A 25,760-nucleotide genomic window follows, 5' to 3' on the forward strand; every position below is an offset into this window, starting at 1 on the left:
CGCCTGTCGGGCCGCCGCCCCGGCCGGCCACCGGACCGCAAACCACCCGACGGTACGCCCCGAACTCCCGCAGGATCGGCCGCGACCGGGCCGTCCGGCCGCAGCATCCGCGCCGCCGGCCGGGCCCGGCCGGCCCGGGGCGACGCGACCGGAATCACACCGCCCCGGGCACCACCCGGTCCTCACCCCCGTGGCCACGCACCCGCCGGACGCCATCCCACCGGCATGGCCGTTCACCCCGCCGGACGCCGGTCAACCGGCGTGGTCGGTCACCTCGCCGAGGCCGGAGGCGACCAGTTCGTCGCGGATCAGTGCCGCGTCGCCCTCGATGACCAGGGTCAACGCCTCCGGGTGCAGGTGGGTGGCGGCAGCCGCGGAGACCTGCGCCACGTCGGCGGCGAGCAACGCCTCCCGCAACCGGGCGTGGTAGTCGTCGGGCAGGTCGTGCACGACCAGGGTGGTCAACGCCGAGGCGATCGCCCGCGGGCTCTGCAACTCGACCGAGAGCTGGCCCGCCCGCCAGGACCGGGCCACCGCCAGCTCGTCCTCGGTCACCCCACCCACCCGGGTACGGGTGATCTCGCCGACCGCCTCGACCAGGGCCGGCGCGGTCACCGCCGTCTGCACCCCGGAGCTGACCGCGAACCGGCCGAACCGGCGGGACGAGGCGAAGTCGCCCCGGATGCCGTACGTGTAGCCGCGTACCTCGCGGATCAGGTGGTTGAGCCGGGAGGTGAACGCCCCACCCAGCACGGTGCCGGCGAGCGTCATCGGCACGTGGTCGGGGTGGGCGCGGTGCGGCGCCGGGTGCCCCAGCCGCAGCGTGGACTGCACCGACCCGGGCCGGTCCACCAGGATGATCCGCCGGCCGGTGGGCAACGGCACCTCGATCGGGCCGCCCCGCTCGACGGGACCGCCGCCGGTGCCGGCGAAGGCCGCCGCGCCCAACGCGTCCAGGTCGAGCCGGTCCAGGTCACCGGCGACGACCAGGGTGCCGGGGCGCAGGAACCACTCGGAGTGGAAGACGGTGACGTCCTCCACGTCCAGTCCGGCCACCGAGTCGGGGTCGCCGTACAGCGGACGGCCCCACCGGTGCTGCGCACCGAACAGGTCGGCGCGCAACACCGCGTCGGCGCGCGGGCCGGGGTTGGCCCAGTCCATCCGCAACGCGGTCGCCTCGTCGTCGCGGACCCGACGCACGTCGTCCGGGTCGAGCCGGGGCGTCCGCACCGCCTCGGCGAGCAACTCCACGGCCGCGCCGAGCCGGTCCACCGGCACCTGCACGCTGACCTGGAAGGTGTCCCAGTCCAGGCCGGTGGCCAGTTCGGTGCCGAGGCCCTCGACGGCCAGCGCGAAACCGGTGGCGTCCCGGTGCGCGGTGCCCTCCTCCAACGCCTTGGCCAGCACCGCGCCGAGCCCCTCCTTGCCCACCGGTTCCCGGCCGGCGCCCGCGTCGAGCAGCAGCAGCGCCACGGCGAGATTCTGGCCGGGCAGGTGCGCGGCGACCACCCGGCCACCGGCGACGTCCCGCCGGACCACCGTCGGGAACCGGTACGGGCGGGCGGTGCCCGGGCCCGGCCGGGTGGTGATCAGCGTCATGAGGTCTCCTCCGGCAGGTAGGTCAGGGTCACCCGGTCGGTGGGGGTGAACAGGTCGGCGGCCAGCTCGGCGATCTGCCCGGCGGTCACCGACAGCCAGCCGGGCAGCCGGTCGGCGGTCTTCGCCGGGTCGCCGAACTGGGTGGCGTACCGGCCGAGGGCGTCGGCCCGGCCGTCCACCGTGGCCATCTGCCGCCACCACGCGGTGCTGAGCAGCGCCTTGGCCCGGTCCAGCTCGGTGGCGGTGACCGGCACGGTGGCGAGTTCGTCGACCACCTCGGCGACCCCTGCGGCGAGCCGTTGCGCGCTCACCCCGGGGCGGGCGGTGGCGGTGGCGATCACCGGTGCCGGGGCGTGCGCCAGATCCACCCCGTACGCGCCGACCAGGTCCGGTTGGGCGAGCCGTTCGCCGTCGGCGAGCCGCTGGTAGAGCCGGCTGCCCCGGCCGCTGCCGAGCACGGTGGCGGCCACCGTGGCCACGTCGTAGCCGGGGCTGCCGAACGGGTGGGTGCGGTGCGCGACGTACACCCGGGCGGCCGGTACCTCGGCGGTGACCGTCTCGACGGCGGGCCGACCGGTGCGGGCGACGGTGTGGCCGTCCGGCGCGGCGGGGATGTCCCCACGGGCCGGGATCGCCCCGAAGTACCGCTGCGCCAGCGCGAACACCTCGGCGGCGGTGGCGTCGCCGACCACGGTGAGCACGGCGTTGTCCGGCGCGTAGTAGGTCTGGTGGAACGCCTGGAAGGTGGCCAGGTCGGCGGCGTTCAGATCGGCCATCGACCCGATCGTCGCGTGGTGGTAAGGGTGCCCCGGCGGATAGAGCAGCGGGAGCAGCCGCAGCCACGCGTCGCCGTACGGGACGTTCTCGTAGCGCTGTCGACGCTCGTTCTTGACCACGTCCCGCTGGTTGTCCAGGGTGTGCTGGGTCAGCGCGGGGACCAGCCCGCCCATCCGGTCGGCCTCCAGCCACAGGGCCAGTTCCAGGTGCTCGGCCGGGACGGTCTCGAAGTAGTTCGTGCGGTCCGGGTTGGTGGTGGCGTTGAGTGAGCCACCGGAACCCTGGATCAGTTTCATGTGTTCGGTCTTGGCGACGTTGACCGAGCCCTCGAACATCAGGTGCTCGAAGAGGTGGGCGAAGCCGGTCTGGCCCGCCGGCTCGTGGCGGGAGCCCACGTCGTACCAGAGGTTGACCGCGACCGCCGGGGCGGTGCGGTCCTCGCTCACCACCACGCGCAGGCCGTTGTCCAGTCGGGTCGTCTCGATGGGCCAGGGGTAACCGCTGTCGGGCATGACCCGACGCTATCCGATCTCCAGGTCGCGATGGCGACGTGTCGTCACCCGGCCACGCCGCGCCGCCACCCCACTCCTGACCACCTCTTGCCCTGACCATCTCTTGCCCGACCGCCCTCGCCCCCGCCGCCCCGCACCCCGGCCATCCCGCTCCTGACCGCCCGGCCGCCCCTCGCCCCGGCCATCCCGCTTCCGATCAGGACGGGACTGGAACGGGCCAGCGCGATACGGAATGGATCAGGACGGGACTGGACTGGTGAGCCGTGGACAGGAACAGGGCAGCGGCCGGGGCGGGGCGGGTCAGTCGGACGGGTCAGTCGGGGGGTTCGATCGGGGGGACGGTCTCTTCGGAGGTGCGGTGTTCCAGCACCGTGTCGGGGGCGGCCCCCTGGTCGGCCTCGCGGAGATCCGACTCGGCGAGGATCGCCTCGGCCTGGGCCTGCGGGTCGTCGCTGCCGACCGCCGCCTCCTCGGGCAGCAGGTGGGCCCGGGACTCCACCCGTTCCTGGTCGCTCTGCTCGTGGGTCATCATGTCGATGTCGATACCCCATCGACGCCCCCGCCACGCCACAAACTCCCCCACCCGCAACGAACCTTCACACATGCCACCCGGGAGGCGGGGCGGGGGTGGGTGTGGTCAGGAACGGAACGGGCCGCGCACCTCGTAGGTGATGCCACCGGCGGAGATGCCGGCCGTGCCGCGCTGGGAGGAGAAGTAGAGCCGGCTGCCGTCGGGGGAGAACGCCGGCCCGGTGATCTCCGAGGAGGACTGCCCGGTGATCCGCAGGAACGGCGTCACCACCCCGCTCGGGGTGATCAGGTTGATCTCCATGTTGCCGCCGTCCTCGGCGACGTAGAGGTCACCGGAGCGGGTGCCGGTGATGTTGTCCACCCCGGTCAGCGGGGCGGCGCCGCCGGTCACCAGCGAGTCGTCGTACGCGAGGTCGATGCGCTGGCCGACCGCGTCGTACGCCCAGACCCGGTTGTCGCCCTTGGTGGTGAACCAGCAGGTGCCGTCGGCGTACCAGCAGCCCTCGCCGCCGGTGAACCGCTTCGCCCCGGCGACCTGGTTGCGGGTGGCCGTCGGCGAGCCGTCCGGGTCGGGTACCCGGGCCCAGCTCACCGGGCCGCTGGTGGCGGTGCCGGCGACCAGCACCTCCAGGGTGCCGGCGGAGAGGTCACCCCAGACGGTGGGGCGGAACCGGTAGAAGCAGCCGTCGGTCTCGTCCTCGGTCAGGTAGATCACCTGGCGGACCGGGTCGGCCGCCGCCGCCTCGTGTTTGAACCGGCCCAGCGCGGGGCGCTGCACCGCGGCGGTGCCGCCCTGCGGGTAGGTCTCGTAGACGAAGCCCCGGCTGGTCTCCTCGCAGGACAGCCAGGTGCCCCACGGGGTCGCGCCACCGGCGCAGTTCTGGTTGGTGCCGGACAGGATGCGGTACGCGGAGGTGACCGTGCCGTCGGCGGCGAACCGCACCGCCGACGCGCCGCCGCTGGGGGTGACCTCCGAGTTGGAGACGTAGATCCAGCCGGTGCCGGCGGCGAAGCAGGCGCCGCCGTCGGGCGCGGGATGCCAGGCGTACGAGGTGCCCGGCACCGTCTGCCGGGAGCGGGCGATCACCCGGCTGGTGAAGCCGGCGGGGAGTTGGAGGCCGTTGCCGTCGGCGCTGCCGAGCGGCCCGTAGGGGCCGGTGCCGGGCTGGGCCGGTGCGGCGGACGCGGCGCCGGACCAGAGGCTGCCGGCGAAGGCGGCGGCCCCACCGGCGACGGTGGCGCGCAGGACGGTACGACGGTCCATCGGAACCTCCGGGGGATGCGAGCGGTGCCGCCGAAGTTACCGACGGTGGCAGTGCCGGAGATGAACGTCAGACGAGGGTTGGCCGACGGGCGGATGAGTCCTTGCCTCCGCCTCGGGTACGCTTGCCGGCGTGACGCGTACGTATCGATGGTTTAGGCAGCCGGCTGCGGAGCCGGTGACCTCACCATGAGCTGACGTCACCGCGTTTCGAGCCGGCCGGGCAGGAGCCTTGAGCTTCCTGCCCTTCTGTTTACGAGCAGCCGGCTCGACCCGGGCACCGGCCCCGGGCACGGTCGGCGGAAGGACTCCCACCGTGACGACCCCGGACAACGGGCCCACCCCGGACAACGGCGCGGTCATCGACCAGCGGATCGACCGTGTCGTGCCGCTGACCACCCCCGCCCTGCTCCTGCACGAGCTGCCCCTGGACCCGCCGCTGGCCTCGGCCGTGCTGGCCGGTCGGCGTGACGTCGGCCGGGTGCTGGACCGGGCCGACGACCGGCTGCTGGTGGTGGTCGGCCCGTGCTCGGTGCACGACCCGGCGGCGGCACTGGAGTACGCGCACCTGCTGCGCGAGGCTGCCGACCGGCACGCCGACGATCTGCTGGTGGTGATGCGGGTCTACTTCGAGAAGCCGCGTTCCACGGTGGGTTGGAAGGGCCTGATCAACGATCCGGCGCTTGACGGTTCCGGCGACGTGAACACCGGCCTGCGTACCGCGCGGGCGCTGCTGCGCGACGTGGTCCGGTTGGGGCTGCCGGTGGGCTGCGAGTTCCTCGACCCGATCACCCCGCAGTACATCGCCGACACGGTGGCCTGGGGCGCGATCGGGGCCCGGACGGTGGAGAGCCAGGTGCACCGGCAGCTCGCCTCCGGCCTGTCCATGCCGATCGGTATGAAGAACCGCCCCGACGGCAGCATCGGCACCGCCGTGGACGCGATCCGGGCCGCCGGGGTGCCGCACGTCTTCCCCGGCATCGACGTCTCCGGCACCCCGGCGATCATGCACACCCGGGGCAACGCCGACGGGCACCTGGTGCTGCGCGGCGGCGGGGGCCGACCCAACTACGACGCCGAGTCGGTGGCCGGGGCGTTGGACCTGCTGCGGGCGGCCGGGCTGCCGGAGCGGCTGGTGGTCGACGCCAGCCACGCCAACAGCGGCAAGGACCACCGCAACCAGCCGAGGGTGGCCGCCGACGTGGCCGCCCAGCTCGCCGCCGGTCAGCGCGGCATCGTCGGCATCATGTTGGAGAGTTTCCTGCTGGAGGGCCGCCAGGACCTGGACCCGACCCGGGAGCTGACCTACGGCCGGTCGGTCACCGACGCCTGCATCGACTGGGACACCACCGCGGAGGTGCTGGAGCACCTCGGGGCCGCCGTCCGGGCCCGCCGGGCCACCCTGCCCACCCCGGCCTGACGGGTTTGACCGTTTCGGCCCCGGGTAGCAGGGCGGGGTGACCGACGACGCGCCCATGACCGGCGACCTGCCCGGGACCGACCAGCCGGACCTCCGGCAGCTCGACGAGCTGCTGGACGAGATCTACCACGGCCAGGAACGGCTCAGCCAGGCCGACATCTACCGCTCGGCGGTCAGCGCGGACCTGCCGGCGGAGCTGCTCACCCGGGTCGCCGCCCTCCCCGAGGGGGAGTACGCGGTGGACGAGGTGGCCGACCTGCTGGGTGGGTCGGCAGGCTGACCGGCCGTCACCGGGGTGAGCCGGATGCCGGGGTCACGCCGCCGGCTGCCGAGAGGAGATCGAGATGTCCGACCATGAGGAACACCACGAGCGGGTGCCGGCCCTCGGCCAGCCCCCCGAAGGACTGGACACCCTGCCCGAGCCGGATTTCGCCAACGAGCACGACCGGACCGCCGTCGACCGGGACGTGATCACCGGCGCGGACGCCGACGAGCGGGAACCGGAGGCGTCGCGCGGTTGGGCGGGCGAGGACCACGGCACCACCCCCACCTGAGCGGGCGGCGACGGATGACGGGAAGGGGCCGGCGGACACGATCCGCCGGCCCCTTCCGCGTACGGGTCACCCCTCGTCGTGCCGGCCGCCCTCGGCGGCCTGCTGTGCCACCGCGTACCCCATCTGGAGGAAGTCGGACGCGGCGACGGCGGTCAGCGCGGTCGCCACCAGCCGGGTCAGCCGGGGGGCCAGCACCAGGCCGCCGGTGAGCCCGGTGGCCACCCACACGGCCAGGCAGAACGGGCAGCTGAGCAGCTCACCGATCGCGTGCCGGGTGGAGCTGCCCTGGTCGCGGACCTGCTCCATCACCTCGCCGCTGCCGATCGGGCGGTCGTAGCGGGTGAACGGGGCCCGTAGCGGGCTGGTCACCGCGTCCTTGGACAGCAGCCGGCTCAGCTTGTGGGTGGCGACGGCCAGCAGCACCACGTCGCCCGGGGCGGGCCGTTCGGGCACCGGCCGGCCGGTCACCTTCACCAGTGCCGCGATGGACGCGGTCACCCCGGCGTAGGTGCCCATCGCGGCCAGGTAGCCGCCCAGCGGCCGGTGCTCGTGCGGCGCGTACGCCTGGCGCAGTCGCGCCACCTTCTGCTTCAGACCACCGTCGGTCACCGGGGCTCCTCGCTCGTCGTTCGCATCAGTGGGCGGTTCGTGGCATCCGTCGGATCAACCCGCGGTGAGGTTCTCGGCGACCTCGCGTTCGAGGTTGGCCAGGGACTCGTCGGCCAGCCCGGCGGCCGACCCGGCGGGCAGTTCCAGCCGCACCCGGGCACCGCCGGAGTCGCCCGGGGTGACCTCCAGTTCGGCCGCCCCGTCCGGGCCGTCCCAGCGGGCCCGCAACTCGTGGTCGTACCGACTGGTCGGGGCCGCGCCGTCGGCCCGCAGCGGCGCGGGCAACCAGGCGTCGATCCGGTCGGGGTCGGTGGCGGTGCTGAACACCACCTCGGGCGGCGCGGACATGCCGCGCTCGGCGGGGGTGGCCATCACGCCCCCCGCAGCCGGTGCGGGTCCACCTCGCGGCCGGGGTGCCGGGCCAGGTACTCGGTCTCCAGTTCGGCGGTGCGCCGCAGGTGGTTGGCGAGCGCCGAGTCGGCGGCGTGCCGGAGCGTGTCGAGCCGGGTGCGGTGCAGGCTCTGCAGTTCGCGGATCAGGTCGTCGTCGCCGAGTTCGGCCGGGTCCACCCCGATCAGTTCGCCGTCGGTTTCGGAGAGCACGGTGGTCGGGTGGTGGACGTGGTCGCCGTCCCACTCGGGCATGCGCTGCTCCGGGCTGCCGTCGCCGGACCGGTGCGCTGATGCGGTCATGTCGCCCCCTCGGGTTCGACTGGGCTGGTGTCTAGACGGTTGCCCAGACCAGGTGTCACCAAACCCGTCGGCGCGCTGGCTACGACGCCGCGTCGGAGACGGCGTGCCGTCCCGGTACCCTCGACGGCATGAAGCGGCTCTGGACACCGGCGTGGATCCTCCGCCACGTGGCCCTGGTCGTCCTGGTGACGGGCTTCCTGGCGCTGGGCTGGTGGCAGATCAGCCGGGCCGCTTCCGGCAACACGCTGAGCTGGGCGTACGCGGTGGAGTGGCCGATCTTCGCCGGCTTCGTGGTCTTCGTCTGGTGGCGTGAGGTCCGGCACACGCTGCGTGGTCCGCGCGCCGGGTCGCCGTCGACCACCGCGCCGGACCCCAGCGGGGCGGCCTCCCCCGGACCGGCCACCCCGACGGTACGCCGCCCGGTGCGGGTCACCCGGGTGCCGGCCACCCCGGCCGACGGTGCGGACGACGCCGACCTGGCCGCGTACAACCGCTATCTGACCTGGTTGAACGACAATCCGGGCGCGAGGCCCGGCGACTATCCCGGCTGAGGCCGGTCGGAAGGACGGACGACGGTGGGCGGAGCCCTTACCCGGTACCGCGTGATCGCCTGGATCGTGGGCGTGGCGCTGGCCGTGCTGGTGCTGATCGGCATGCCACTGAAGTACGCGTTCGACGAGCCGATCGTGGTGGCGGTCGTCGGCACCGCACACGGCTGGCTCTATCTGCTCTACCTGGCCGCCACCTTCGATCTGGGGCGTCGGGTGGACTGGCCGTTGAAGCGGATGCTGCTGGTGATGCTCGCCGGCACGGTGCCGTTCGTGTCGTTCGTGGCGGAGCGGAAGGTGACCCGCGAGCTGGCGGCCACCGCGCACCCCCGTACGCCGGAGCCCGCGGCTCTCTGACGGCGGCCGGTGTCAGCGGGTCGGTCGCCAGTGGCGGGTGGTGGGTGACGGGTCGTCGGCGTCGGGGTAGCGGTGTTGTTCGCGGGCCTGGTGCAGGGCGTCGACCACCTGGTCGAACTGCTCCCGGTCGTCGCTGCTGAACAGCAGCAGCTCGGTGCCGTGGCAGTGGGCGTGCAGTTCGTGGGCCGGTGGCCGCCAGCGGTCCCCGAGCAGCACCAGCAGCACGGGCAGCAGGCACACCACGCCCAGCCCCAGGTACGCCCCGGCGGTGAGCCGCTCCAGCCCTCCGGTGAAACCGAGCAGCACACCGGCCGTGCCCGCGCCGACGGCGGCGAGCGTGACGATCCGGGCGGCGAGCCGGTCGTGCGGCCCCCGTCCGGTCCGTAGGTGGGTGAGGTCGGCGACGGCGTAGCTGCTCCGGCCGGCGGTGAACCGTTCGGTGGTCACCACGATCCCGGGCCGGGCGTACAACAGGGTGGTCGGTCGGGACCAGCGTGGCGGCGGTCGGGTGCTGGTGCGGTCTGCCTGCACGGCGTCCTCCCAGGGGGCCGGCGGGGCCGGTGGACCCCACCGCGACGCCATCTGCGCACGGCGGGATTCCCGGCCGGGGCTCCATTCTGTTGCCGGCACGCCCGGCCCGCGCTCCGATTTCCGACAGTTCCGACGAGCGCCACCTACCCGACCGCCGGCATCTGACCACCAATTCGGTTTTATCCGGCTTTACCGTCTCGATCCACGCCGGCATCCGTCTGGAACGACGAATGGGACCTTCCTCGCCAACCACTCAGAAGTCGATGCCCGGTCGTCCGCCGGGCACCACCGGCGCCACCTGCCACAACGACCCGCCGCAGCGCTCCGCCAACATTCGCCGCGGCTTTGTCTGCGCGTCACTCCCGCCACAGGTTAGGTTGATCGGGCCGGCACGGTAAACGGCCGTCCATCCGGACGGGCCCGGCCGGTGTCACCGGGGGCTCAGCATCCTCCGGTGACCGGTGGGAGAGGAGTCTTCCGCTCTTGTCGTCCTTACGGATGCTGCTGCGAACCCTGGCGGTCGCCGGCCTGTCGGCCGCGCTGATCGCCCCGTCGGCGCCGGTCCGGGCCGAACCGTCGGTCGCCGACCTCACCGCCCGGATCGAGAGGTCCTCGGCGGAGCTGGAACGGATCGTCGAGTCGTACAACAAGCTCAACGAGGAGATCAAGACGAACCAGGCCACCGCAGCCGGTCTGCACGCGCGGATCGGCCCGCTGGAGGCCCAGGCCGCGCAGAGCCGCGCCGCCGTGGGGCAGATCGCCGCCACCGCCTACAAGACCGGTGGGCTGCGCACCGCCGAGGCGATCCTCGACCCGGCCGGAGGCTCGCTGGTCGACCGGCTCGGCACCCTCGACCAGCTCACCCGGCACCGCCAACAGCAGATCGACGGATACACCGCCGACCAGCGGGCGCTACTCGACCAGAAGGCCCGCCTCGACAGCACCCTGGCCCGGCAGGCCGCCCAGTCCCGGGCGGTCGCCAAGACCAAGAAGCGCATCGAGCAGGACCTGGCGGAGCTCTACGAGATGCGCCGGGCGGCGTACGGTCGGGCGACCGAGGCACCGGTGAAGAAGCCGAAGAGTTCCGCCTCCGCCGACACCCCCGACGCACCGGCCGTCTCCGGCAGCGCCGGAGCCGCCGTCCGGTACGCCTACGGCGCGATCGGCAAGCCGTACGTCTGGGGGGCCGAAGGACCCAACGGGTACGACTGCTCCGGCCTGACCCTGGCCGCGTGGCGGTCCGCCGGCAAGCGGCTGCCGCACAACGCGGCGATGCAGTGGAACGCGACCTCCCGGGTCAGCCGTGGCGAGCTACGCCCCGGCGACCTGGTCTTCTATTCGGGGTTGGGGCACGTGGCCCTCTACGTCGGCGACGGTCAGGTGATCGACGCGCCGAGCGCGGGCCGCAACGTGCTCAAACGCAAGATGAACATGATGAGCATCGCCGGCTACGGTCGGGTCCGCTGACCGTTACGGCAACGGCGAACGGCCGGCGTCCCCCTATCGGACGCCGGCCGTTCGCCGTCATTACTACCAGCTCATACCGTTGACGGGCCGCTCGGTTCGGGGTCGGGTGGTACGCCCGACCGGGCCGACTCAGGCCGCCTGGAGGCCCTCCGCGCGGGCCAGCTCGCGTAGCCGGCCGAGCGCCTGGATCTCCAACTGCCGGATCCGCTCGCGCGAGAGCGAGAAGCGCGACGCGACCTCGGTCAGCGAGTGCTCCCGCCCGTCCTCCAGGCCGTACCGGGCCCGCATGATGCCGGCGGACCGGTCGTCGAGGTGGTTGAGCAGGCCCTCGATGCGCTGCCGCTCCAACCCGGTGAGGACGATGTCCTCCGGCGACGGGGCGTCACTGTCGGCGACCAGGTCACCGAGGTTGGTGTCGCCGTCGTCGCCGACCGGGGTGTCCAGCGAAACGGTGTCCTGCGACCAGCGCCGCAGCTCGTTGACCCGCTCCACGGTGACGCCCAGTGCCGTCGCGATCTGCTCCGGCTCCGGGTCGCTGCCCAGCTCACGGGTGAGTTGGCGGGCCACGTTGCGCATCCGGTTGACGTCCTCGACCAGGTGCACGGGCAGCCGCACCGTACGCTCCTGCTGAGCGATCGCCCGGCTGATCGCCTGACGGATCCACCAGGTGGCGTAGGTGGAGAACTTGTAGCCCCGCTCGTAGTCGAACTTCTCGACCGCGCGCACCAGACCGGTGTTGCCCTCCTGGATCAGATCCAGCATGGGCATCCCGGACCGCACGTACCGGCGGGCGATCGACACGACCAGCCGCAGGTTGGCCCGGATGAAGAGATCCTTCGCCCGTTCCCCCTCGACGACCAGCCGCTCCAGGTCGTCCCGGTCGGCCCCGTCGGGAACCCGGTCCTCGCCGAGCAGGTGCTCGGCGTAGAGCCCGGCCTCGATCGCCTTGGAGAGGTCGACCTCCTTGGCGGCGTCCAGCAGTGGCGTCCGGGAGATCTCGTGAAGGTAGACGCCGACCAGGTCACGCTCCTCGGCGACCTCGTCGGTTCGCATGCCGATGTTCTTGTCCACGGTGTCCACGGTCCCCTCGCTCGCGCCGGTTGCCCGGTTCCTTGCCATCCCCACGTCCATCAGCCCTCCCCCGCTGCCCAGCCGGTGCTGACACCTGCACAACAGTTCGGACGGGTCGGGGATTCCATGTCGTGAGTCGAAAGTGTCACGAATGCCTGAGTGCCAGCTGAAAGCCCGGTCCACGTTTGCTGTCAGCCTCCCCGTGGGACTGCTGACGTCCTCCGGGTCGGCGCTGGTGGGACGTGGTGTCGCCGACCGAATTCCGAGTGTCGCGCCATTGCGACACTCCGACCCGGAGCGACCCTCGTCACCGTCCGACGGCGATCCCGGTCACTGCCAGATACGGGCCGGTGGACCGGTTGGTTCATCCGGCACTCCTGGATTACCCCACGCCCCGAACAACAATCGGCGTCGTGACGGACGTCCCGGTGGCACGGTGTTCTCCATCACTACGGCCCGGCGTCCGGGCCGGTGGGACGCCACGGCAGGGGTCGGGAACCGCACCGCACCGGGCGGCTCGGGGGTGGGAACCGGGACGGATCAGGACGCGAGCAGGGCGATCGCGCCACGGACCTGGTGCGCGGTACGGGCCAGCGCGGCCCGTGCCACGGCGATCTCGGCACCGGAGAGCAGCGAGACCAGTGCGGTCTTGAGGTCGCCGTCGGCCTCGTGCAGGGCCCGCCGGGAGACCTCCTCGGTGCACCCGGTCGCCTCGATCAGGATGGAGATCATGCGGCCCCGCAGCTTGGCGTTGGTGGCCACCATGTCGATCATCAGGTTGGAGTAGACCCGACCCAGTCGCACCATCACCGCCGTGGAGAAGGTGTTCAGCACCAGCTTCTGCGCGGTGCCCGCCTTCATCCGGGTCGAACCGGTCACCACCTCGGGGCCGGTGTCGACCCCGATGACCACGTCGACCTCGCCGGCTGCCCGGACCTCCGGATTGGCACAGAGCAACACGGTCGAGGCGCTGCGCTCCCGGGACGCACCGAGCGCACCGAGGACGTACGGTGTGCGCCCGCTGGCCGCCAGTCCGACCACCAGGTCCCCGGCGGCCACGCACCGGGCGGCCTCCGCCGCGCCGCCGCGCAGGTCGTCCTCGGCGTCCTCCACGGCCTGCCACATCGCGTCCGGGCCACCGGCCAGGTGCGCGCAGAACCAGCCGCGCGGCGAGTTGAAGGTGGGGGCCAGCTCGGCGGCGTCGATCACACCGAGCCGGCCGGACGTGCCGGCGCCGAAGTAGTGCACCCGGTGCCCGCCGCGCAGCGCGGTCACCGCGAGGTCGACGGTCACCGCGATCTCGTCCAGCACGGCCGCCACCGCCGCGGGCACCCGCCGGTCGGCGTCGTTGATGACGGTGAGCACGTCGCGGGTCGACATCAGGTCGAGATCGGTGCTGTACGGGTTGCGCCGTTCGGTGGGCGCACCGACCCGGACCACCGGCCGCAGGTCGACCACACCCTCGGTGCCCTGCTGCTCCACCGTGTCGTCCGGCCCGGTCGGGCCGGTGGTCACGAACGCCTCCGACTGCCGCCCACCCGGTGTGTCCGCACCGCCTCGGCGGTGACCTCGAGCGCCCGGCGGGCCCGTGCCCGGTTCCGGGCGGCCACCCCCACGAAGAGGCAGTCGACCACGGTGAGCTGCGCCAGCCGGCTTGCCATCGCGCCCGAGCGGTACGTCGTCTCGCGGGCGGCGGTGGTGAGGACGAAGTCGGCGACCTCGGTGATCGGCGAACGGGGGAAGTTGGTCAGCGCGACGGTGACCGCGCCCCGGGTGCGGGCCTGTTCGAGCACCTCGATCACGTCGGAGGTGGTGCCGGTGTGCGAGATGCCGACCGCCACGTCGCCCTTGCCGAGCAGCGCGGCGGAGGTCAGCGCGGTGTGCACGTCCGGGAAGGAGAAGGCGATCCGGCCGATGCGGTGCAGCTTCTGCTGGAAGTCGGAGGCGACGAACCCGCTCGCGCCGGCACCGTAGACCTCGATCCGGCCCGCGCCGACGATCGCCTCGACGACCTGCTCGCAGACGGCCGGGTCGAGCTGCTGGGCGGTCTCCTCGACGGCCCGGGCGTCGTTGAAGGCGATGGTGGCGATGATCTGGGCCAGGTCGGCGCCGGGCGGGATGTCCCCACCGACCACCCGGGCGTCCGGCGGCTCGATCCGGCGGGCGGCCTCGGCGGCGAGCCGGATCCGCAGCTGCGGATAGCCGTCCATGCCGACGGACCGGCAGAACCGGATGACGGTGGCCTCGGAGGTCTCGGCGGCGGTGGCGAGGTCGGTGATGGTCCGTCGGGCGGCGTCGGCGGGGTCGGCGACGACCAGGCGGGCGACCCGCTGCTCGGCGGGGGACAGCGACGGGAGCAGGCCGCTGATGTGGACGATCAGCCCACCCGGCTCGTGACTCACAGAAATCTTCGGACTCTTCGCCACGGATGAAACTTACTTTCATGAGCCGCGAGCCGTCAACCATGACCGCGCGTATCCGACAGGAAGTATCCCCCGGCACCGGGGGCGTTCCGGCACAGACTCCCATTTGCGCAGCCTGACGCACCTCGGCCGGTCCGGTGGAATCGCCTCGGTCTACGGTCGGGCCTGGGCGGCGACCGGCTCCCGCCCGACGCCGTCGGTCGCCGGGGCGGACGGTCCGGTGTCGTCCGGCGGATCAACGGCCACCGGGCCGGCCCCCTCCTCCGGCGGCAGCCAACGCGCCAGGTGCGCCCGGATCCGCCGGGACACCTCGTCCGGCCCGCCTCCCGCGTCGACCACCACGAAACCCGGGTACTCGGGCAACGACCGGTAGGCCGCGTCGGCGGCGGTCAACCAGCCCATCGTCTCGTGGTCCTCACCCCGTCGCTCGATGCGCCGGTACGCCTCGACCGGGTCGACGGTGAGCAGAAAGGTGACCTGCGGCGCGGGAAAGACCCGGTAGCCAGCCCGCGCCAGCCGCTCCCACCGCTGCCCACCGTGCGCCCGGATGCTGGCGTACTGGCAGGCGGAGTAGCGGTCCATCACGGCGGTCCGCCCGGTCACCAGGCAACTGAGCAGCGCGGCGGCGATCGCCAGCCAGCGCAGCACGGACTCCACGGCGAGCATCCCGTCCCGGCCCACCAGCCCCTGTGCGTCGGAGCGGCCGAACCGGTGGGCGACCCGGCCGAGCCAACGCCGACCGCTCGCGTTGCGGTGGTAGGTGGCCGGCAGCCCGGCCGAGGTCAGCGCGGCGGCGAGCCGGTGCGCCTGGGTGGTCTTGCCCGAACCGTCGATGCCGATCAACGCGACGCGACGCAGTCGGGGCCTACCGTCGGTCGCGCGCCGTGATCTGGCCACCCTGCACAGACTATCCGACCCGCGCACACCCGCTGCCCGATCGGGTCCCCGATGGGGGCGATGACCGCATCGGTCCACCGGCCCAGGTGTGGGCGGGCGGGCAGCCGGGTACGCAACGTCATTTCCCACCGACCATCCACCGACGGGAGAGACCAGATGGCCGAGCGCGGGGACGTCAGCCTCCTGCACACCCTCAAGCGGGTCGCCGCCGTGCTCAAGCAGAACGAGATCCCCTTCGCGCTCGGCGGCAGCTTCGCCGTCTATGCGCACGGCGGCCACTCCAGCGAGCACGACGTGGACTTCCTGCTCCCCGAGGAGCATGTCGAGCGGGCGTTGGAGGCGCTGACCGACGAGGGCTTCACCGCCGAACGCCCGCCGGAGGACTGGCTGGTCAAGGTCTACGACGACGGGCGGATGGTGGACCTGATCCACCGGCCGGTGGAGACCCCGGTGACGCACGAGACCCTCGCCGACACCGTGATCCGCCCGGTGGACGCCATCCGGATGCCGGTGCTGTCGGCGACCCGGCTGATGGTGCACAAGCTGCTCAGCTTCTCCCAGCACTACTGCGACTTCGCCCGGGGCCTGCCGCTGGCCCGGTCGCTGCGCGAACAGATCGACTGGGAGCGGGTACGCAAGGAGACCCAGCACTCGCCGTACGCCGAAGCGTTCCTGATGTTGCTGGACCGGCTCGACGTCGTCCCGTACGGGGGGACGCCGGTGCCGTACGCCCGTATCCCCGAGGAGAGGGAGACCCCGTGACCGAGCACAGCGCCGGCCCGCCGGACGAGTACGTCGAGGCGGCGATCCAACGGCTGCTGACCGAGGACCCGGACGTCGCCGAGCAGGGCATCACCGTGGCCCGTCGGGAACGCGGCCTGGTCCTCACCGGCGAGGTGGAGAGCCCGCAACGGCGGGCCGAGATCCTGCGTCGGGTGGCCGAACGGTTCCCGGACGAGGCGATCACCAGCGACATCGGGGTGATCCGCGCCCAGGCGCCGGCCCAGGTCGAGGAGCTGCCGTGAGGAGGACCCGATGATCCGGATCGCCGCCGTCGGCGACGTCCACCTGGACGCCGACGTGCTGGGCCGGTTCCGCCCGGCCCTGGAGGAGCTGCCCGACTGCGCCGACGTGCTGCTGCTCGCCGGTGACCTGACCCGGCACGGCACCGAGGCCGAGGCGCGCTGCGTCGCCCAGGAGTTCGGCGGCCTCGGGGTGCCGGTGGTCACCGTGCTCGGCAACCACGACCACCAGTGCGACCAGGTGCCGCAGGTGGTCAAGGTGCTCCAGGACGCCGGGATCACCGTGCTGGAGGGGACCGGCACGGTGCTGGAGTGCCCCGGCGGCCGGCTCGGGGTGGCCGGCGTCAAGGGCTTCGGCGGCGGGTTCGCCGGCCGGTGCGCCAGCGACTTCGGCGAGCCGGAGATGAAGTCGTTCGTCCGGACCAGCAACGAGAGCGCGGCGGCGTTGGGTGAGGCGCTGCGCGGGCTGGACTGCGACCTGCTCGTCGCGCTGACCCACTACGCCCCGGTGCCGGACACCCTGGCCGGTGAGCCGTTGGAGATCTACCCGTTCCTCGGGTCGTACCAGCTGGGTCAGGCGATCGACTCGGCGCCGACGGCGCTCGCCCTGCACGGCCACGCGCACGCCGGCACCGAACGCGGTGTCACCCCCGGCGGGGTGCGGGTACGCAACGTCGCCCATCCGGTGATCAAGCAGGCGTACAGCGTCTTCCACCTGGGAGATCAAATCGACTGAGGAGCAGGTTTTCGGGCTCGGGCAGCCGGGTATTCAGCAGCCATGGAGCTGATTCTCTGGATTCTCGCAGTCGTACTCGTGGTCGCCGGCATCCTCGCGCTGTTCCGCCGGCAGATCCTGTGGGGCATCGTCCTCATCGTGGTCGGCCTTCTGGTCGGCCCGGGTGGTGTCAGCATCTTCAATTGACGCCGGTACCCGCACCTGACCCGCCGGGGTCGTCGCCCCCGGAAGCCCCGTCCTCCCAGACAGGGGCCTCCGGCACCGACGACCCCGGCGTCCTGCTGTGCGGGGGTGGTGCCCCGCCCGGAGCGACCGCTGCCCGGTGACGCGACCGGGCCGGCCCCCGCCGGGCCGGGGGCGGGTTTTTGCCGGGGCGTACCGGGGAAATATCTTGACCATGGAGACAACCCGGAGCGACCGGCGGACCGGCACCGCGCGGACCTGGTGGATGCTGCTCGCCTTCGGCGCGGCCGTCACCGTCGCCGCCGCGATCGGCGGGCTGGGGGTGTCCGGCACCAGCGACGAGTACGCCGCCCTGCGCCAGCCGGCCTGGGCCCCACCCTCGTGGCTGTTCGGCCCGGTCTGGACCCTGCTCTACGCGTTGATCGCGGTCGCCGGCTGGCTGGTCTGGCGGCGGGTCGGCTTCGGCCCGGCGGTCTGGGCCTGGGTGGTCCAGCTGGTGCTGAACGCGATCTGGACCCCGCTCTTCTTCGGCGCGGGCCGCTACGGGCTGGCCTTCGCCGAGATCGTGCTGATGTGGCTGGCGATCGCCGTGACGGTGGTCGCCTTCTGGCGGATCTCCCGGCCGGCGGCGGCCCTGCTGCTGCCCTACTGGGCCTGGGTCACCTTCGCCGCCGCGTTGAACTTCTCGATCTGGCAGCTCAACAGCTGACGTCGCCGCCCCGGGGCGGCCCGGGGGTCGTCGTCGGGCCGGGGGCGGACCCGCCCCCGGCCCGACGGGTCCGGTCTCAGCAGCGGGGCACGTTCGGGATGTAGCCGTCGTGGCCGGTGTAGACGTAGGCGTCGGCGATGAACCGGCCGGAGCCGATCCGGTCCCAGATCGCGCTGGTGCCGTAGGTGCCGGTGACCGTGGTGCCGCTGGTCTGGCAGCCGATGGTGACGTTGGTGCCGTCGGCGACCGTGCCGACCGACGCGTAGCCGGTGCCCGGCCCGGACCGCACGGTCAGGGGCGTGCCGGCGGTGTCGACCGTGCCCGACCCGGTGCCGCTGGAGCAGCCGTTGCCGCTGGTGTACGTCTTGGTGCCCCAGTACAGCGCGACCGTGCCGTTGAACTTGACCTTGATGTCGTCGCCGTTGAGGCGCTGCTCGTAGTGCAGGTGCGGGCCGGTGGAGCCGCCGGTGGAGCCGACCCAGCCGATCACCTTGCCGTAGCCGACCTGCTGCCCGACCGAGACGTTGAAGCCGTTGAGGTGGGCGTAGTAGGTCGTGTAGCCGCCGCCGTGGTCGATCCGGACGTACTTGCCGTAGCTCGTACCGCCGAGGTCGGTGACCCGGTCGACGGTGCCGGGGGCGCTGGCGACCACCGGGTCACCGACGTCGTCGGTGCGGTTGAAGTCGATCGCGTTCGCCGGGCTGTGGTCCGACCGGGTCTGGCCGGACCAGGACTGGTTGCAGGGGAAGGGCACCTTGAACGTGGGCGCGGCCCACGCCGGGCCGGCCGGCACCAGGATTCCGGTGGCCAGCAGGAACGCTGCCAGCAGACTCCACCACCGTTTACGCATCCAGCACCTCCGATGTAGAGATTCTTCGATGTCCTGCCCTGAGGGTGGCAGATATCGCCATCAATGGGAAGCGGTACGGACCCCTGCCCACCCCTATTCGGTGACCACGGGTGGGAGCGCGCCCACCAGCGGTGAGAGGGTTTCGTGATTGTTACCGGGCCGTGTCCACCAGGGGGGTGGACCGATCGGGATGCAAGCGCTTACATGTGGGGACGACTCATCGGACCGGCGTCGGGTTCCCCCACCTGTGGGCGCGCCGGCAAGGAAGGAGAACGGCATGGCGTTTGCCAGATCACGCCAGGCTCTCGCGATCGCCGGCGTGCTGGGGCTGGCCCTCGGCGCCGCCGCCTGTGGCACCGGCAACGACAAGAAGAGCAGCAACGCGGGCTCCGCCGAGTGCGCCGCATTTGAGAAGTACGGCGACCTCGACGGCAAGAAGGTCACCGCCTACTCGTCTATCCGGGACATCGAGGCCGACCGGCTGGCCCAGTCCTGGAAGCAGTTCGAGGACTGCACCGGCATCGAGATCGACCACGAGGGCTCCGGCGAGTTCGAGGCCCAGATCACCGTGCGGGTCGACGGTGGCAACGCCCCCGACCTCGCCTTCATCCCGCAGCCCGGCCTGATCAAGCGGTTCGCCGACGCCGGCAAGCTCAAGCCTGTCGCCGCCGCCACCAAGACCGAGGCCGAGGCGAACTACTCCCCCGACTGGCTGAAGTACAGCACCGTCAACGGCCAGTTCTACGGCGCCCCGCTGGGCTCGAACGTCAAGTCGTTCGTCTGGTACTCGCCGAAGACCTTCAAGGAGAAGGGCTGGGCGCCCCCGACCACCTGGGACGAGCTGATCAAGCTCTCCGACACCATCGCGGCCAGCGGCACCAAGCCGTGGTGCGCCGGCATCGAGTCCCAGGACGCCACCGGCTGGCCGGCCACCGACTGGATCGAGGACGTGCTTCTGCGTACAGCCGGCCCCGAGGTCTACGACCAGTGGACCACCCACGGCATCCCGTTCAACGACCCAAAGGTGGCCGACGCGCTCAACCGGGCCGGCACCATCCTCAAGAACGAGAAGTACGTCAACGGCGGCTTCGGCGGCGTGAAGAGCATCGCCACCACCTCCTTCCAGGAGGCGGGCGTCCCGATCACCACCGGTAAGTGCGCCCTGCACCGGCAGGCGTCCTTCTATGCCAACCAGTGGCCGAAGGGCACCAAGGTGGCCGAGGACGGCGACGTCTTCGCGTTCTACTTCCCGTCCATCGACCCGGCCAAGGGCAAGCCGGTGCTGGGCGCGGGCGAGTTCGTCGCGGCCTTCACCGACCGCCCCGAGGTCCAGGCGGTGCAGACCTACCTCGCCTCCGGCGAGTACGCCAACAGCCGCGCCAAGATCGGTGACTGGGTGTCGGCGAACAAGAAGCTCGACCTGGCCAACGTCCCGAACCCGGTGGACAAGCTCTCCGTGGGCATCCTCCAGGACCCGAAGACCGTGTTCCGCTTCGACGGCTCCGACCTGATGCCGGCCGCCGTGGGCACCGGCACCTTCTGGAAGGGCATGATCGAGTGGATCAACGGCAAGGACACCGCCACCGTGCTGGGCAACATCGAGAACAGCTGGAAGTGAGCTGAGACGGTGGCCCGGTCCGTACCCACGGGCCGGGCCACCGTCTGATACCGAACCCTTGAGAGGGAGGGTCGATGGAGTTCGACTTCGCTGAGGAACAGCCGAAGTTCCTCATGCTGATGTACGGGCTGATCGCTTTCGTCGCGGTGGTGGGCGGTCTGCTCCTGCTCCTCGACGTGGTGCCGGCCTGGTTCGCCCGCCGTCGGGAGGCGCAGTTGGTCGCCGCCTCGACCGGCGGTGGTCCACTGCCCCGCCGACGCAAGCCGCGGGAGGGGCTGTTCGCGCTGTTCTTCCTGTTGCCGACGTTGCTGCTGCTCAGCATCGGGTTGGTGGTGCCGGCGCTGCGGACCGTCCTGCTCTCCTTCATGGACGCCGGCAGCAAAGACTGGGTGGGGCTGAGCAACTACAGCTGGATGTTCTCCGAGGACTCGATCGTCCGGGTCCTGCTCAACACCCTCATCTGGGTGCTGCTGGTGCCGCTGGTGGCCACCAGCTTCGGCCTGCTCTACGCCGTGATGGTGGACAAGGCCCGGTTCGAGTCCATCGCCAAGTCACTGATCTTCCTGCCGATGGCGATCTCGTTCGTCGGCGCCAGCATCATCTGGAAGTTCGTCTACGCCTACCGCAGCGAGGACCAGGACCAGATCGGCCTGCTCAACCAGGTCGTGGTCAGCCTCGGCGGAGAACCCCGGCAGTGGCTGCTCGACTCACCGCTGAACACCTTCCTGCTCATCGTCATCATGGTCTGGATCCAGGCCGGTTTCGCCATGGTGGTGCTCTCCGCGGCGATCAAGGCGATCCCGGCGGACATCGTGGAGGCGGCCCGCCTCGACGGGGTCAGCCCGTGGCAGATGTTCTGGCAGATCACCATGCCGAGCATCCGTCCGGCGCTGATCGTGGTGGTGGTGACCCTGTCGATCGCCACGCTCAAGGTCTTCGACATCGTCCGGACGGCCACCAACGGCAACTACGACACCAGCGTGATCGCCAACGAGATGTACAACCAGGCGTTCCGGTACGGCGAGAACGGGCAGGGCTCCGCCCTGGCGGTCTTCCTCTTCATCCTGGTGATCCCGATCGTGATCTACCAGATCCGCAACCTGCGTCAACAGCGGGAGGGCTGAGATGACCACCGCCACGCCCACCGTCGGAGCCGGGGCCCAGGCCGCCGGGAAACCGACCACCACCGCCGGCCGGGTCCGTAACCGGCTCAACAGCCGCACCGCCACCCTGGTCTCGATCGTGATCGCGCTGCTCTGGACGATCCCGACCTTCGGCCTGTTCATCTCCTCGTTCCGCCCCGAGGCGGAGATCAAGTCCACCGGCTGGTGGACGTTCTTCACCGACCCGCAGTTCACCCTGGAGAACTACCAGGACGTGCTCTTCGGCTCGTCCTCCTCGTCGGGGCAGCTGGCCAGCTACTTCATCAACTCGCTGGCCATCACCATCCCCTCGGTGCTGTTCCCGTTGGCCTTCGCCTCACTCGCCGCGTACGCACTGGCCTGGATCAACTTCCGGGGGCGGGACTGGCTCTACATCGCGATCTTCGCGATGCAGATCGTGCCGTTGCAGATGGCCCTGGTGCCGCTGCTGAAGTTCTTCTCGACCGGGGTCACCGTGGCCGGTGTGCAGCTGATGCCGGCCTGGAACCTGGTGGACGAGCAGAAGTTCGCCCAGGTGTGGTTCGCGCACACCTGCTTCGCGCTGCCCTTCGCGGTGTTCCTGCTGCACAACTTCGTCTCGCAGCTGCCCCGGGACCTGATGGAGGCGGCCCGGGTCGACGGGGCCACCCACCCCAAGATCTTCCGCACCATCGTGCTGCCGCTGATCACCCCGGCCCTGGCGGCCTTCGGCATCTTCCAGTTCCTCTGGGTCTGGAACGACCTGCTGGTCGCACTGATCTTCGCCGGGGGCGGCAACGAGACCGCCCCACTCACCGTGCGGCTGGCCGAGATGGCCGGCACCCGGGGCAACGAGTGGCAGCGGCTCACGGCCGGCGCGTTCGTCTCGATCGTCGTACCGCTTGTCGTGTTCCTGTCGTTGCAGCGCTTCTTCGTGCGCGGTCTGCTCGCCGGCAGCGTCAAGGGTTGAGGTCCATTCGCCGCCGCCCGGCAGCACCGGGCGGCGGCGGAGGGCGGCGCGGAGCGGGGGAACCACAGCGTGACCAGGATCGACGACGTGGCCCGGCTGGCCGGGGTCTCCACCGCCACCGTCTCACGGGCGTTGCGCGGCCTGCCGACGGTGTCGGCCGCGACGCGCCGCCGGGTGCTCGCCGCCGCCGAACAGCTCCAGTACGCGGTGTCGCCGAGCGCCTCCCGACTGGCCGGCGGCCGGACCGGCACCGTCGCCGTGGTGGTCCCCCGGATCACCCGCTGGTTCTTCGGCACCGTCGTCGAGGCGGTCGAGGAGTTCCTCCACGACTCCGGTTACGACCTGCTGCTCTACAACCTCGGCGGGCGGGAGCAGGTGCGGCAGCGGGTGCTGCGCACCGCCAACCTGCACAAGCGGGTCGACGCGATCGTGCTGGTCGCCACCCCGCTACGGCCGGCCGACCTGACCGCCCTGGCCGAGCTGGACCTGCCCGGCATCACCATCAGCTCCGGCAGCACGGTGCCGGGTTGGCCCTGCGTCCGGATCGACGACGTCGCGGCGGCCCGGACCGCCACCCGGCACCTGCTCGACCTGGGCCACCGACGGATCGCCCACATCTCCGGCGACCCGACCGACGAGTTGGCCTTCACCACCCACACCGACCGTCGTCGGGGCTACCGGGAGGCGCTGCGCCGCGCGGGTCTGCGCCCCGATCCCAGCCTGGACATGGAGTCGCAGTTCACCATCGACGGCGGCAACCAGGCCACCGTCGAACTGCTGGCCCGGGGCGAACCACCCACGGCGATCTTCGCCGCCTGCGACGAGATCGCGATGGGCGCGATGACCGCGCTGCGCGACGCCGGGTTGCGGGTGCCGCAGGACGTCAGCGTGATCGGCGTGGACGACCACGACCTGTCCGGCGTGCTCGGGCTGAGCACCATCGCCCAGCCCGCCGCCGAGCAGGGCCGGCTCGCCGCCCGGCTGCTGCTCGATCCGCTGGGCACCGGCACCGTCGAGCCGTACGCCGGACGGGTGCCGGCTCCCCGCGGGGCCGACGGCGACGGCACCACGCCGACCCCGCCGGTGATCCTGCCCACTCGGCTGGTGGTACGGGAATCGACCGCCCCTCCCCGGGCACACTGAACGGATTCACCCCCGCACGGCACGGCACGCTCGACACAGGGAGAAGGCTCTGAACACCGACGCGAGGCAGCAGGACCAGTCCATGGGCGTGGCCCACGGATGGTGGACCGAAGCCGTCATCTACCAGATCTACCCGCGGTCCTTCGCCGACTCCGACGGCGACGGCATCGGTGACCTGCCCGGCATCACCGCCCGGCTCGGGCACCTGGCCGAGCTGGGTGTCGACGCCGTCTGGCTGTCGCCGTTCTACCCGTCGCCGCAGGCCGACGCGGGCTACGACGTCGCCGACTACCGCGACGTCGACCCGCTGTTCGGGAGCCTGGCCGACGCCGACGCGCTGATCGCCGAGGCCCGCGCGAAGGGCCTCAAGGTGATCGTCGACCTGGTGCCCAACCACACCTCGTCGGCGCATCGCTGGTTCCGGGCCGCCGTCACCGCCGCCCCCGGCAGCCCCGAGCGGGCCCGGTACATCTTCCGCGACGGCCTCGGCCCGGACGGCGCGACGCCGCCCAACGACTGGCAGAGCGTCTTCGGTGGCCCCGCCTGGACCCGGCTCGTCGAGCCCGACGGCCGGCCCGGCCAGTGGTACCTGCACCTGTTCGACACCGCCCAGCCCGACCTCAACTGGGACAACCCGGAGATCCGCGCCGAGTTCCTGGACGTGCTCCGGTTCTGGCTGGACCGGGGGGTCGACGGCTTCCGGGTGGACGTGGCGCACGGCCTGATCAAACAGGCCGACCTGGCCAACTGGGAGGAGCCGCAGGAGATCCTCTCCGGCAACGAGGCGGACAAGCCGCGCCCACCCATGTGGGACCAGGACGGCGTCCACGAGATCTACCGGGACTGGCGGCAGGTGCTCGACTCCTACGACGGCGCGCGGATCCTGGTCGCCGAGGCATGGGTGGAGCCGGCCGAACGGATCGCCCGCTACGTCCGCCCCGACGAGATGCACCAGGCGTTCAACTTCGAGTACCTGCTCGCCGCCTGGACGGCCCCCGCCCAGTACGCGGTGATCACCCGCTCACTGGAGGCCACCGACGCCGTCGGCGCCCCCACCACCTGGGTGCTGTCCAACCACGACGTCATCCGGCACGCCTCCCGGATGGGCCTGTCCGCCCAGGGCGGCCGACCCAACGGCATCGGCATCGGCGACCCCCAGCCGGACGCCGCGCTGGGCCTGCGCCGGGCAAGGGCGGCCACCCTGCTGATGCTGGCCCTGCCCGGCTCGGCCTACCTCTTCCAGGGCGAGGAGTTGGGGCTGCCGGAGCACACCACGCTGCCCGACGAGGCCCGGCAGGACCCGACCTGGGAGCGCAGCGGCCACACCCAGCGGGGCCGGGACGGCTGCCGGGTGCCGATCCCGTGGGAGGCCGACGCCCCGTCGTACGGCTTCGGCCCGACCGACGCCAGCTGGCTGCCGCAACCGCCGCTGTGGGCCGAGTACGCCCTGGACCGGCAGCAGGGGGTGGCCGGTTCGACGTACGAGACGTACCGGACCGCGTTGCGGCTGCGGCGCGAGCACGGCCTGGGTCGGGGCACCCTGGAGTGGCTCTCCTCCGGCGACGAGACGCTGATCTTCCGCAACGCCGGGCTGACCGTGCTGACCAACTTCGGCACGGCCGCGGTGCCGCCCCCGGCCGGGGAGCTGCTGCACAGCAGCGCGCCGCTGGACGCCGACGGCCGGGTTCCCACCGACGTCACGGTCTGGGTCCGGCACTCCTGACCCACTCCGGCACCGCCGGGCGCTGCATCCACCCGTTGGTGCAGCGCCCGGCGGTGCCCGGCGCTCGGGCGGCTTCACTCCCGACGGTGCCCGGCGCTCAGGCGGTGCAGTTCCCCGGCGGTGCCGACGCTCGGGCTCACCGGTGACACCTGCCGGGCGGGACGGGACCGGGGCCCGGGTACTGCCGGTCGCGTCCTTTCGAGCTGATGACGTCAGCGACTCACCGACCCGGATGACACGCACCCACCAAAGTGACGACAGCAGCTCAGCGGCGGAAGACCCGCCCCAAGCCGATCGGCCGGGAACGTCCCGTCCCGCCCACACCGGCCTCTCAGCCACGATGGCGGGCCACGGACGGCGACGCGTTCGGGCTGGCTGGTGATCCGTCAACGTCATCAGCTCGAAAGGACGCGACGGGGTGTACCTGCCCGGCCCG

General features: G+C 72.0%; 29 protein-coding genes. 16 read left to right on the forward strand and 13 right to left on the reverse strand.

Going from position 1 to position 25,760, the window contains the following annotated elements; all coding sequences use genetic code 11:
* Nucleotides 1-252 precede the first annotated feature (252 nt).
* The 4 genes from ACQP2H_RS24775 to ACQP2H_RS24790 all read right to left on the reverse strand — a co-directional run bounded on the left by ACQP2H_RS24775 (nt 253) and on the right by ACQP2H_RS24790 (nt 4,683).
* Nucleotides 253-1,599, reverse strand: a complete 1,347-nt coding sequence (locus ACQP2H_RS24775) for a M16 family metallopeptidase (RefSeq protein WP_219464380.1) — start codon at nt 1,597-1,599, stop codon at nt 253-255.
* A complete protein-coding gene (locus ACQP2H_RS24780; RefSeq protein ID WP_219464381.1) occupies nt 1,596-2,888 on the reverse strand; it encodes a M16 family metallopeptidase in 1,293 nt (430 codons plus the stop codon). The genes ACQP2H_RS24775 and ACQP2H_RS24780 overlap by 4 nt, the downstream gene beginning before the upstream one ends.
* Nucleotides 2,889-3,201: 313 nt before the next feature.
* On the reverse strand, nt 3,202-3,471 hold the full coding sequence (locus tag ACQP2H_RS24785) for a hypothetical protein (RefSeq protein ID WP_307799436.1): 270 nt from the start codon (nt 3,469-3,471) through the stop codon (nt 3,202-3,204).
* 54 nt (nt 3,472-3,525) lie between these two features.
* On the reverse strand, nt 3,526-4,683 hold the full coding sequence (locus ACQP2H_RS24790; protein ID WP_433229070.1) for an alkaline phosphatase PhoX: 1,158 nt from the start codon (nt 4,681-4,683) through the stop codon (nt 3,526-3,528).
* Between the two features lie 313 nt (nt 4,684-4,996).
* Here ACQP2H_RS24790 and ACQP2H_RS24795 point away from each other — a divergent pair, with 313 nt between their 5' ends.
* The 3 genes from ACQP2H_RS24795 to ACQP2H_RS24805 all read left to right on the forward strand — a co-directional run bounded on the left by ACQP2H_RS24795 (nt 4,997) and on the right by ACQP2H_RS24805 (nt 6,654).
* Nucleotides 4,997-6,100 (forward strand): 3-deoxy-7-phosphoheptulonate synthase, encoded by a 1,104-nt coding sequence (locus ACQP2H_RS24795; protein ID WP_208568481.1) that lies wholly within the window; start codon nt 4,997-4,999, stop codon nt 6,098-6,100.
* Nucleotides 6,101-6,137: 37 nt separating this feature from the next.
* Entirely contained in the window at nt 6,138-6,380 is a 243-nt protein-coding gene (locus ACQP2H_RS24800) for a hypothetical protein (RefSeq protein ID WP_208568480.1), read from the forward strand.
* A gap of 64 nt (nt 6,381-6,444) precedes the next feature.
* Entirely contained in the window at nt 6,445-6,654 is a 210-nt protein-coding gene (locus ACQP2H_RS24805) for a hypothetical protein (protein ID WP_219464383.1), read from the forward strand.
* Between the two features lie 66 nt (nt 6,655-6,720).
* Here ACQP2H_RS24805 and ACQP2H_RS24810 read toward each other — a convergent pair whose 3' ends face one another.
* From ACQP2H_RS24810 to ACQP2H_RS24820, 3 genes are read right to left on the reverse strand one after another with little or no spacing between them, the layout of a single operon-like run.
* Nucleotides 6,721-7,263: a DUF1360 domain-containing protein gene (locus ACQP2H_RS24810; RefSeq protein ID WP_219464385.1), complete on the reverse strand. Its 543-nt coding sequence runs from the start codon at nt 7,261-7,263 to the stop codon at nt 6,721-6,723.
* A 54-nt stretch (nt 7,264-7,317) separates the two neighbouring features.
* Nucleotides 7,318-7,635, reverse strand: coding sequence for a hypothetical protein (locus ACQP2H_RS24815; protein WP_219464387.1), 318 nt, complete (start codon nt 7,633-7,635; stop codon nt 7,318-7,320).
* On the reverse strand, nt 7,635-7,955 hold the full coding sequence (locus ACQP2H_RS24820; RefSeq protein WP_208568476.1) for a DUF6158 family protein: 321 nt from the start codon (nt 7,953-7,955) through the stop codon (nt 7,635-7,637). Before ACQP2H_RS24820 ends, ACQP2H_RS24815 begins: the two co-directional genes overlap by 1 nt.
* A 128-nt stretch (nt 7,956-8,083) precedes the next feature.
* On the opposite strand from ACQP2H_RS24820, the gene ACQP2H_RS24825 reads away from it, so the two are divergent.
* Nucleotides 8,084-8,506 carry a hypothetical protein gene (locus ACQP2H_RS24825; RefSeq protein WP_433229075.1) on the forward strand — a complete coding sequence of 141 codons (423 nt, stop codon included), beginning with the start codon at nt 8,084-8,086 and terminating at the stop codon, nt 8,504-8,506.
* A gap of 24 nt (nt 8,507-8,530) precedes the next feature.
* Entirely contained in the window at nt 8,531-8,860 is a 330-nt protein-coding gene (locus ACQP2H_RS24830) for a DUF3817 domain-containing protein (RefSeq protein WP_208568474.1), read from the forward strand.
* Between the two features lie 12 nt (nt 8,861-8,872).
* Here ACQP2H_RS24830 and ACQP2H_RS24835 read toward each other — a convergent pair whose 3' ends face one another.
* Entirely contained in the window at nt 8,873-9,391 is a 519-nt protein-coding gene (locus ACQP2H_RS24835; protein ID WP_363823078.1) for a DUF6232 family protein, read from the reverse strand.
* A 483-nt stretch (nt 9,392-9,874) separates the two neighbouring features.
* Here ACQP2H_RS24835 and ACQP2H_RS24840 point away from each other — a divergent pair, with 483 nt between their 5' ends.
* Nucleotides 9,875-10,858: a C40 family peptidase gene (locus ACQP2H_RS24840; RefSeq protein ID WP_208568472.1), complete on the forward strand. Its 984-nt coding sequence runs from the start codon at nt 9,875-9,877 to the stop codon at nt 10,856-10,858.
* Nucleotides 10,859-10,987: 129 nt separating this feature from the next.
* Here the strand turns inward: ACQP2H_RS24840 and ACQP2H_RS24845 are convergent, their stop codons facing one another.
* From ACQP2H_RS24845 to ACQP2H_RS24860, 4 genes are all read right to left on the reverse strand, one after another.
* Complete coding sequence (locus tag ACQP2H_RS24845; RefSeq protein WP_208568471.1) at nt 10,988-11,977, reverse strand: sigma-70 family RNA polymerase sigma factor; 990 nt, start codon at nt 11,975-11,977, stop codon at nt 10,988-10,990.
* Between the two features lie 492 nt (nt 11,978-12,469).
* Nucleotides 12,470-13,369, reverse strand: a complete 900-nt coding sequence (locus ACQP2H_RS24850) for an N-acetylmuramic acid 6-phosphate etherase (RefSeq protein WP_433233668.1) — start codon at nt 13,367-13,369, stop codon at nt 12,470-12,472.
* A 71-nt stretch (nt 13,370-13,440) separates the two neighbouring features.
* On the reverse strand, nt 13,441-14,355 hold the full coding sequence (locus ACQP2H_RS24855) for a MurR/RpiR family transcriptional regulator (RefSeq protein ID WP_208568470.1): 915 nt from the start codon (nt 14,353-14,355) through the stop codon (nt 13,441-13,443).
* Between the two features lie 150 nt (nt 14,356-14,505).
* A complete protein-coding gene (locus ACQP2H_RS24860; protein WP_219464391.1) occupies nt 14,506-15,249 on the reverse strand; it encodes a thymidylate kinase in 744 nt (247 codons plus the stop codon).
* A gap of 156 nt (nt 15,250-15,405) precedes the next feature.
* Between ACQP2H_RS24860 and ACQP2H_RS24865 the strand changes: the two genes are divergently transcribed.
* The 5 genes from ACQP2H_RS24865 (at nt 15,406) to ACQP2H_RS24885 (ending at nt 17,899) form a co-directional block, all read left to right on the forward strand.
* Nucleotides 15,406-16,011: a nucleotidyltransferase gene (locus ACQP2H_RS24865; RefSeq protein ID WP_208568468.1), complete on the forward strand. Its 606-nt coding sequence runs from the start codon at nt 15,406-15,408 to the stop codon at nt 16,009-16,011.
* A complete protein-coding gene (locus ACQP2H_RS24870; protein ID WP_208568467.1) occupies nt 16,008-16,274 on the forward strand; it encodes a hypothetical protein in 267 nt (88 codons plus the stop codon). The genes ACQP2H_RS24865 and ACQP2H_RS24870 overlap by 4 nt, the downstream gene beginning before the upstream one ends.
* Before the next feature lie 10 nt (nt 16,275-16,284).
* Nucleotides 16,285-17,007, forward strand: a complete 723-nt coding sequence (locus tag ACQP2H_RS24875) for a metallophosphoesterase family protein (RefSeq protein ID WP_219464393.1) — start codon at nt 16,285-16,287, stop codon at nt 17,005-17,007.
* 42 nt (nt 17,008-17,049) lie between these two features.
* Nucleotides 17,050-17,193, forward strand: coding sequence for a GPGG-motif small membrane protein (locus tag ACQP2H_RS24880; RefSeq protein ID WP_007464364.1), 144 nt, complete (start codon nt 17,050-17,052; stop codon nt 17,191-17,193).
* Nucleotides 17,194-17,404: 211 nt separating this feature from the next.
* Nucleotides 17,405-17,899, forward strand: a complete 495-nt coding sequence (locus ACQP2H_RS24885; protein ID WP_219464394.1) for a TspO/MBR family protein — start codon at nt 17,405-17,407, stop codon at nt 17,897-17,899.
* A 76-nt stretch (nt 17,900-17,975) separates the two neighbouring features.
* Here ACQP2H_RS24885 and ACQP2H_RS24890 read toward each other — a convergent pair whose 3' ends face one another.
* Nucleotides 17,976-18,749, reverse strand: a complete 774-nt coding sequence (locus ACQP2H_RS24890) for a M23 family metallopeptidase (RefSeq protein ID WP_219464395.1) — start codon at nt 18,747-18,749, stop codon at nt 17,976-17,978.
* A gap of 277 nt (nt 18,750-19,026) precedes the next feature.
* Between ACQP2H_RS24890 and ACQP2H_RS24895 the strand changes: the two genes are divergently transcribed.
* The 5 genes from ACQP2H_RS24895 (at nt 19,027) to ACQP2H_RS24915 (ending at nt 25,324) form a co-directional block, all read left to right on the forward strand.
* Nucleotides 19,027-20,367, forward strand: coding sequence for an ABC transporter substrate-binding protein (locus ACQP2H_RS24895; RefSeq protein WP_219464396.1), 1,341 nt, complete (start codon nt 19,027-19,029; stop codon nt 20,365-20,367).
* A gap of 74 nt (nt 20,368-20,441) precedes the next feature.
* The gene (locus ACQP2H_RS24900; protein ID WP_208568462.1) at nt 20,442-21,491 is read left to right on the forward strand and encodes a carbohydrate ABC transporter permease; all 1,050 of its coding nucleotides are present in this window, start codon (nt 20,442-20,444) and stop codon (nt 21,489-21,491) included.
* A gap of 1 nt (nt 21,492) precedes the next feature.
* The gene (locus tag ACQP2H_RS24905) at nt 21,493-22,458 is read left to right on the forward strand and encodes a carbohydrate ABC transporter permease (protein WP_208568461.1); all 966 of its coding nucleotides are present in this window, start codon (nt 21,493-21,495) and stop codon (nt 22,456-22,458) included.
* Between the two features lie 69 nt (nt 22,459-22,527).
* Nucleotides 22,528-23,601: a LacI family DNA-binding transcriptional regulator gene (locus tag ACQP2H_RS24910; RefSeq protein ID WP_219464397.1), complete on the forward strand. Its 1,074-nt coding sequence runs from the start codon at nt 22,528-22,530 to the stop codon at nt 23,599-23,601.
* A gap of 82 nt (nt 23,602-23,683) precedes the next feature.
* On the forward strand, nt 23,684-25,324 hold the full coding sequence (locus ACQP2H_RS24915) for a glycoside hydrolase family 13 protein (RefSeq protein WP_357534951.1): 1,641 nt from the start codon (nt 23,684-23,686) through the stop codon (nt 25,322-25,324).
* Nucleotides 25,325-25,760: the final 436 nt, after the last annotated feature.

The sequence above is a fragment of the Micromonospora sp. CA-248260 genome (genome assembly GCF_050942205.1).
In the GTDB taxonomy this organism is placed as follows: Bacteria; Actinomycetota; Actinomycetes; order Mycobacteriales; family Micromonosporaceae; genus Micromonospora; species Micromonospora antibiotica.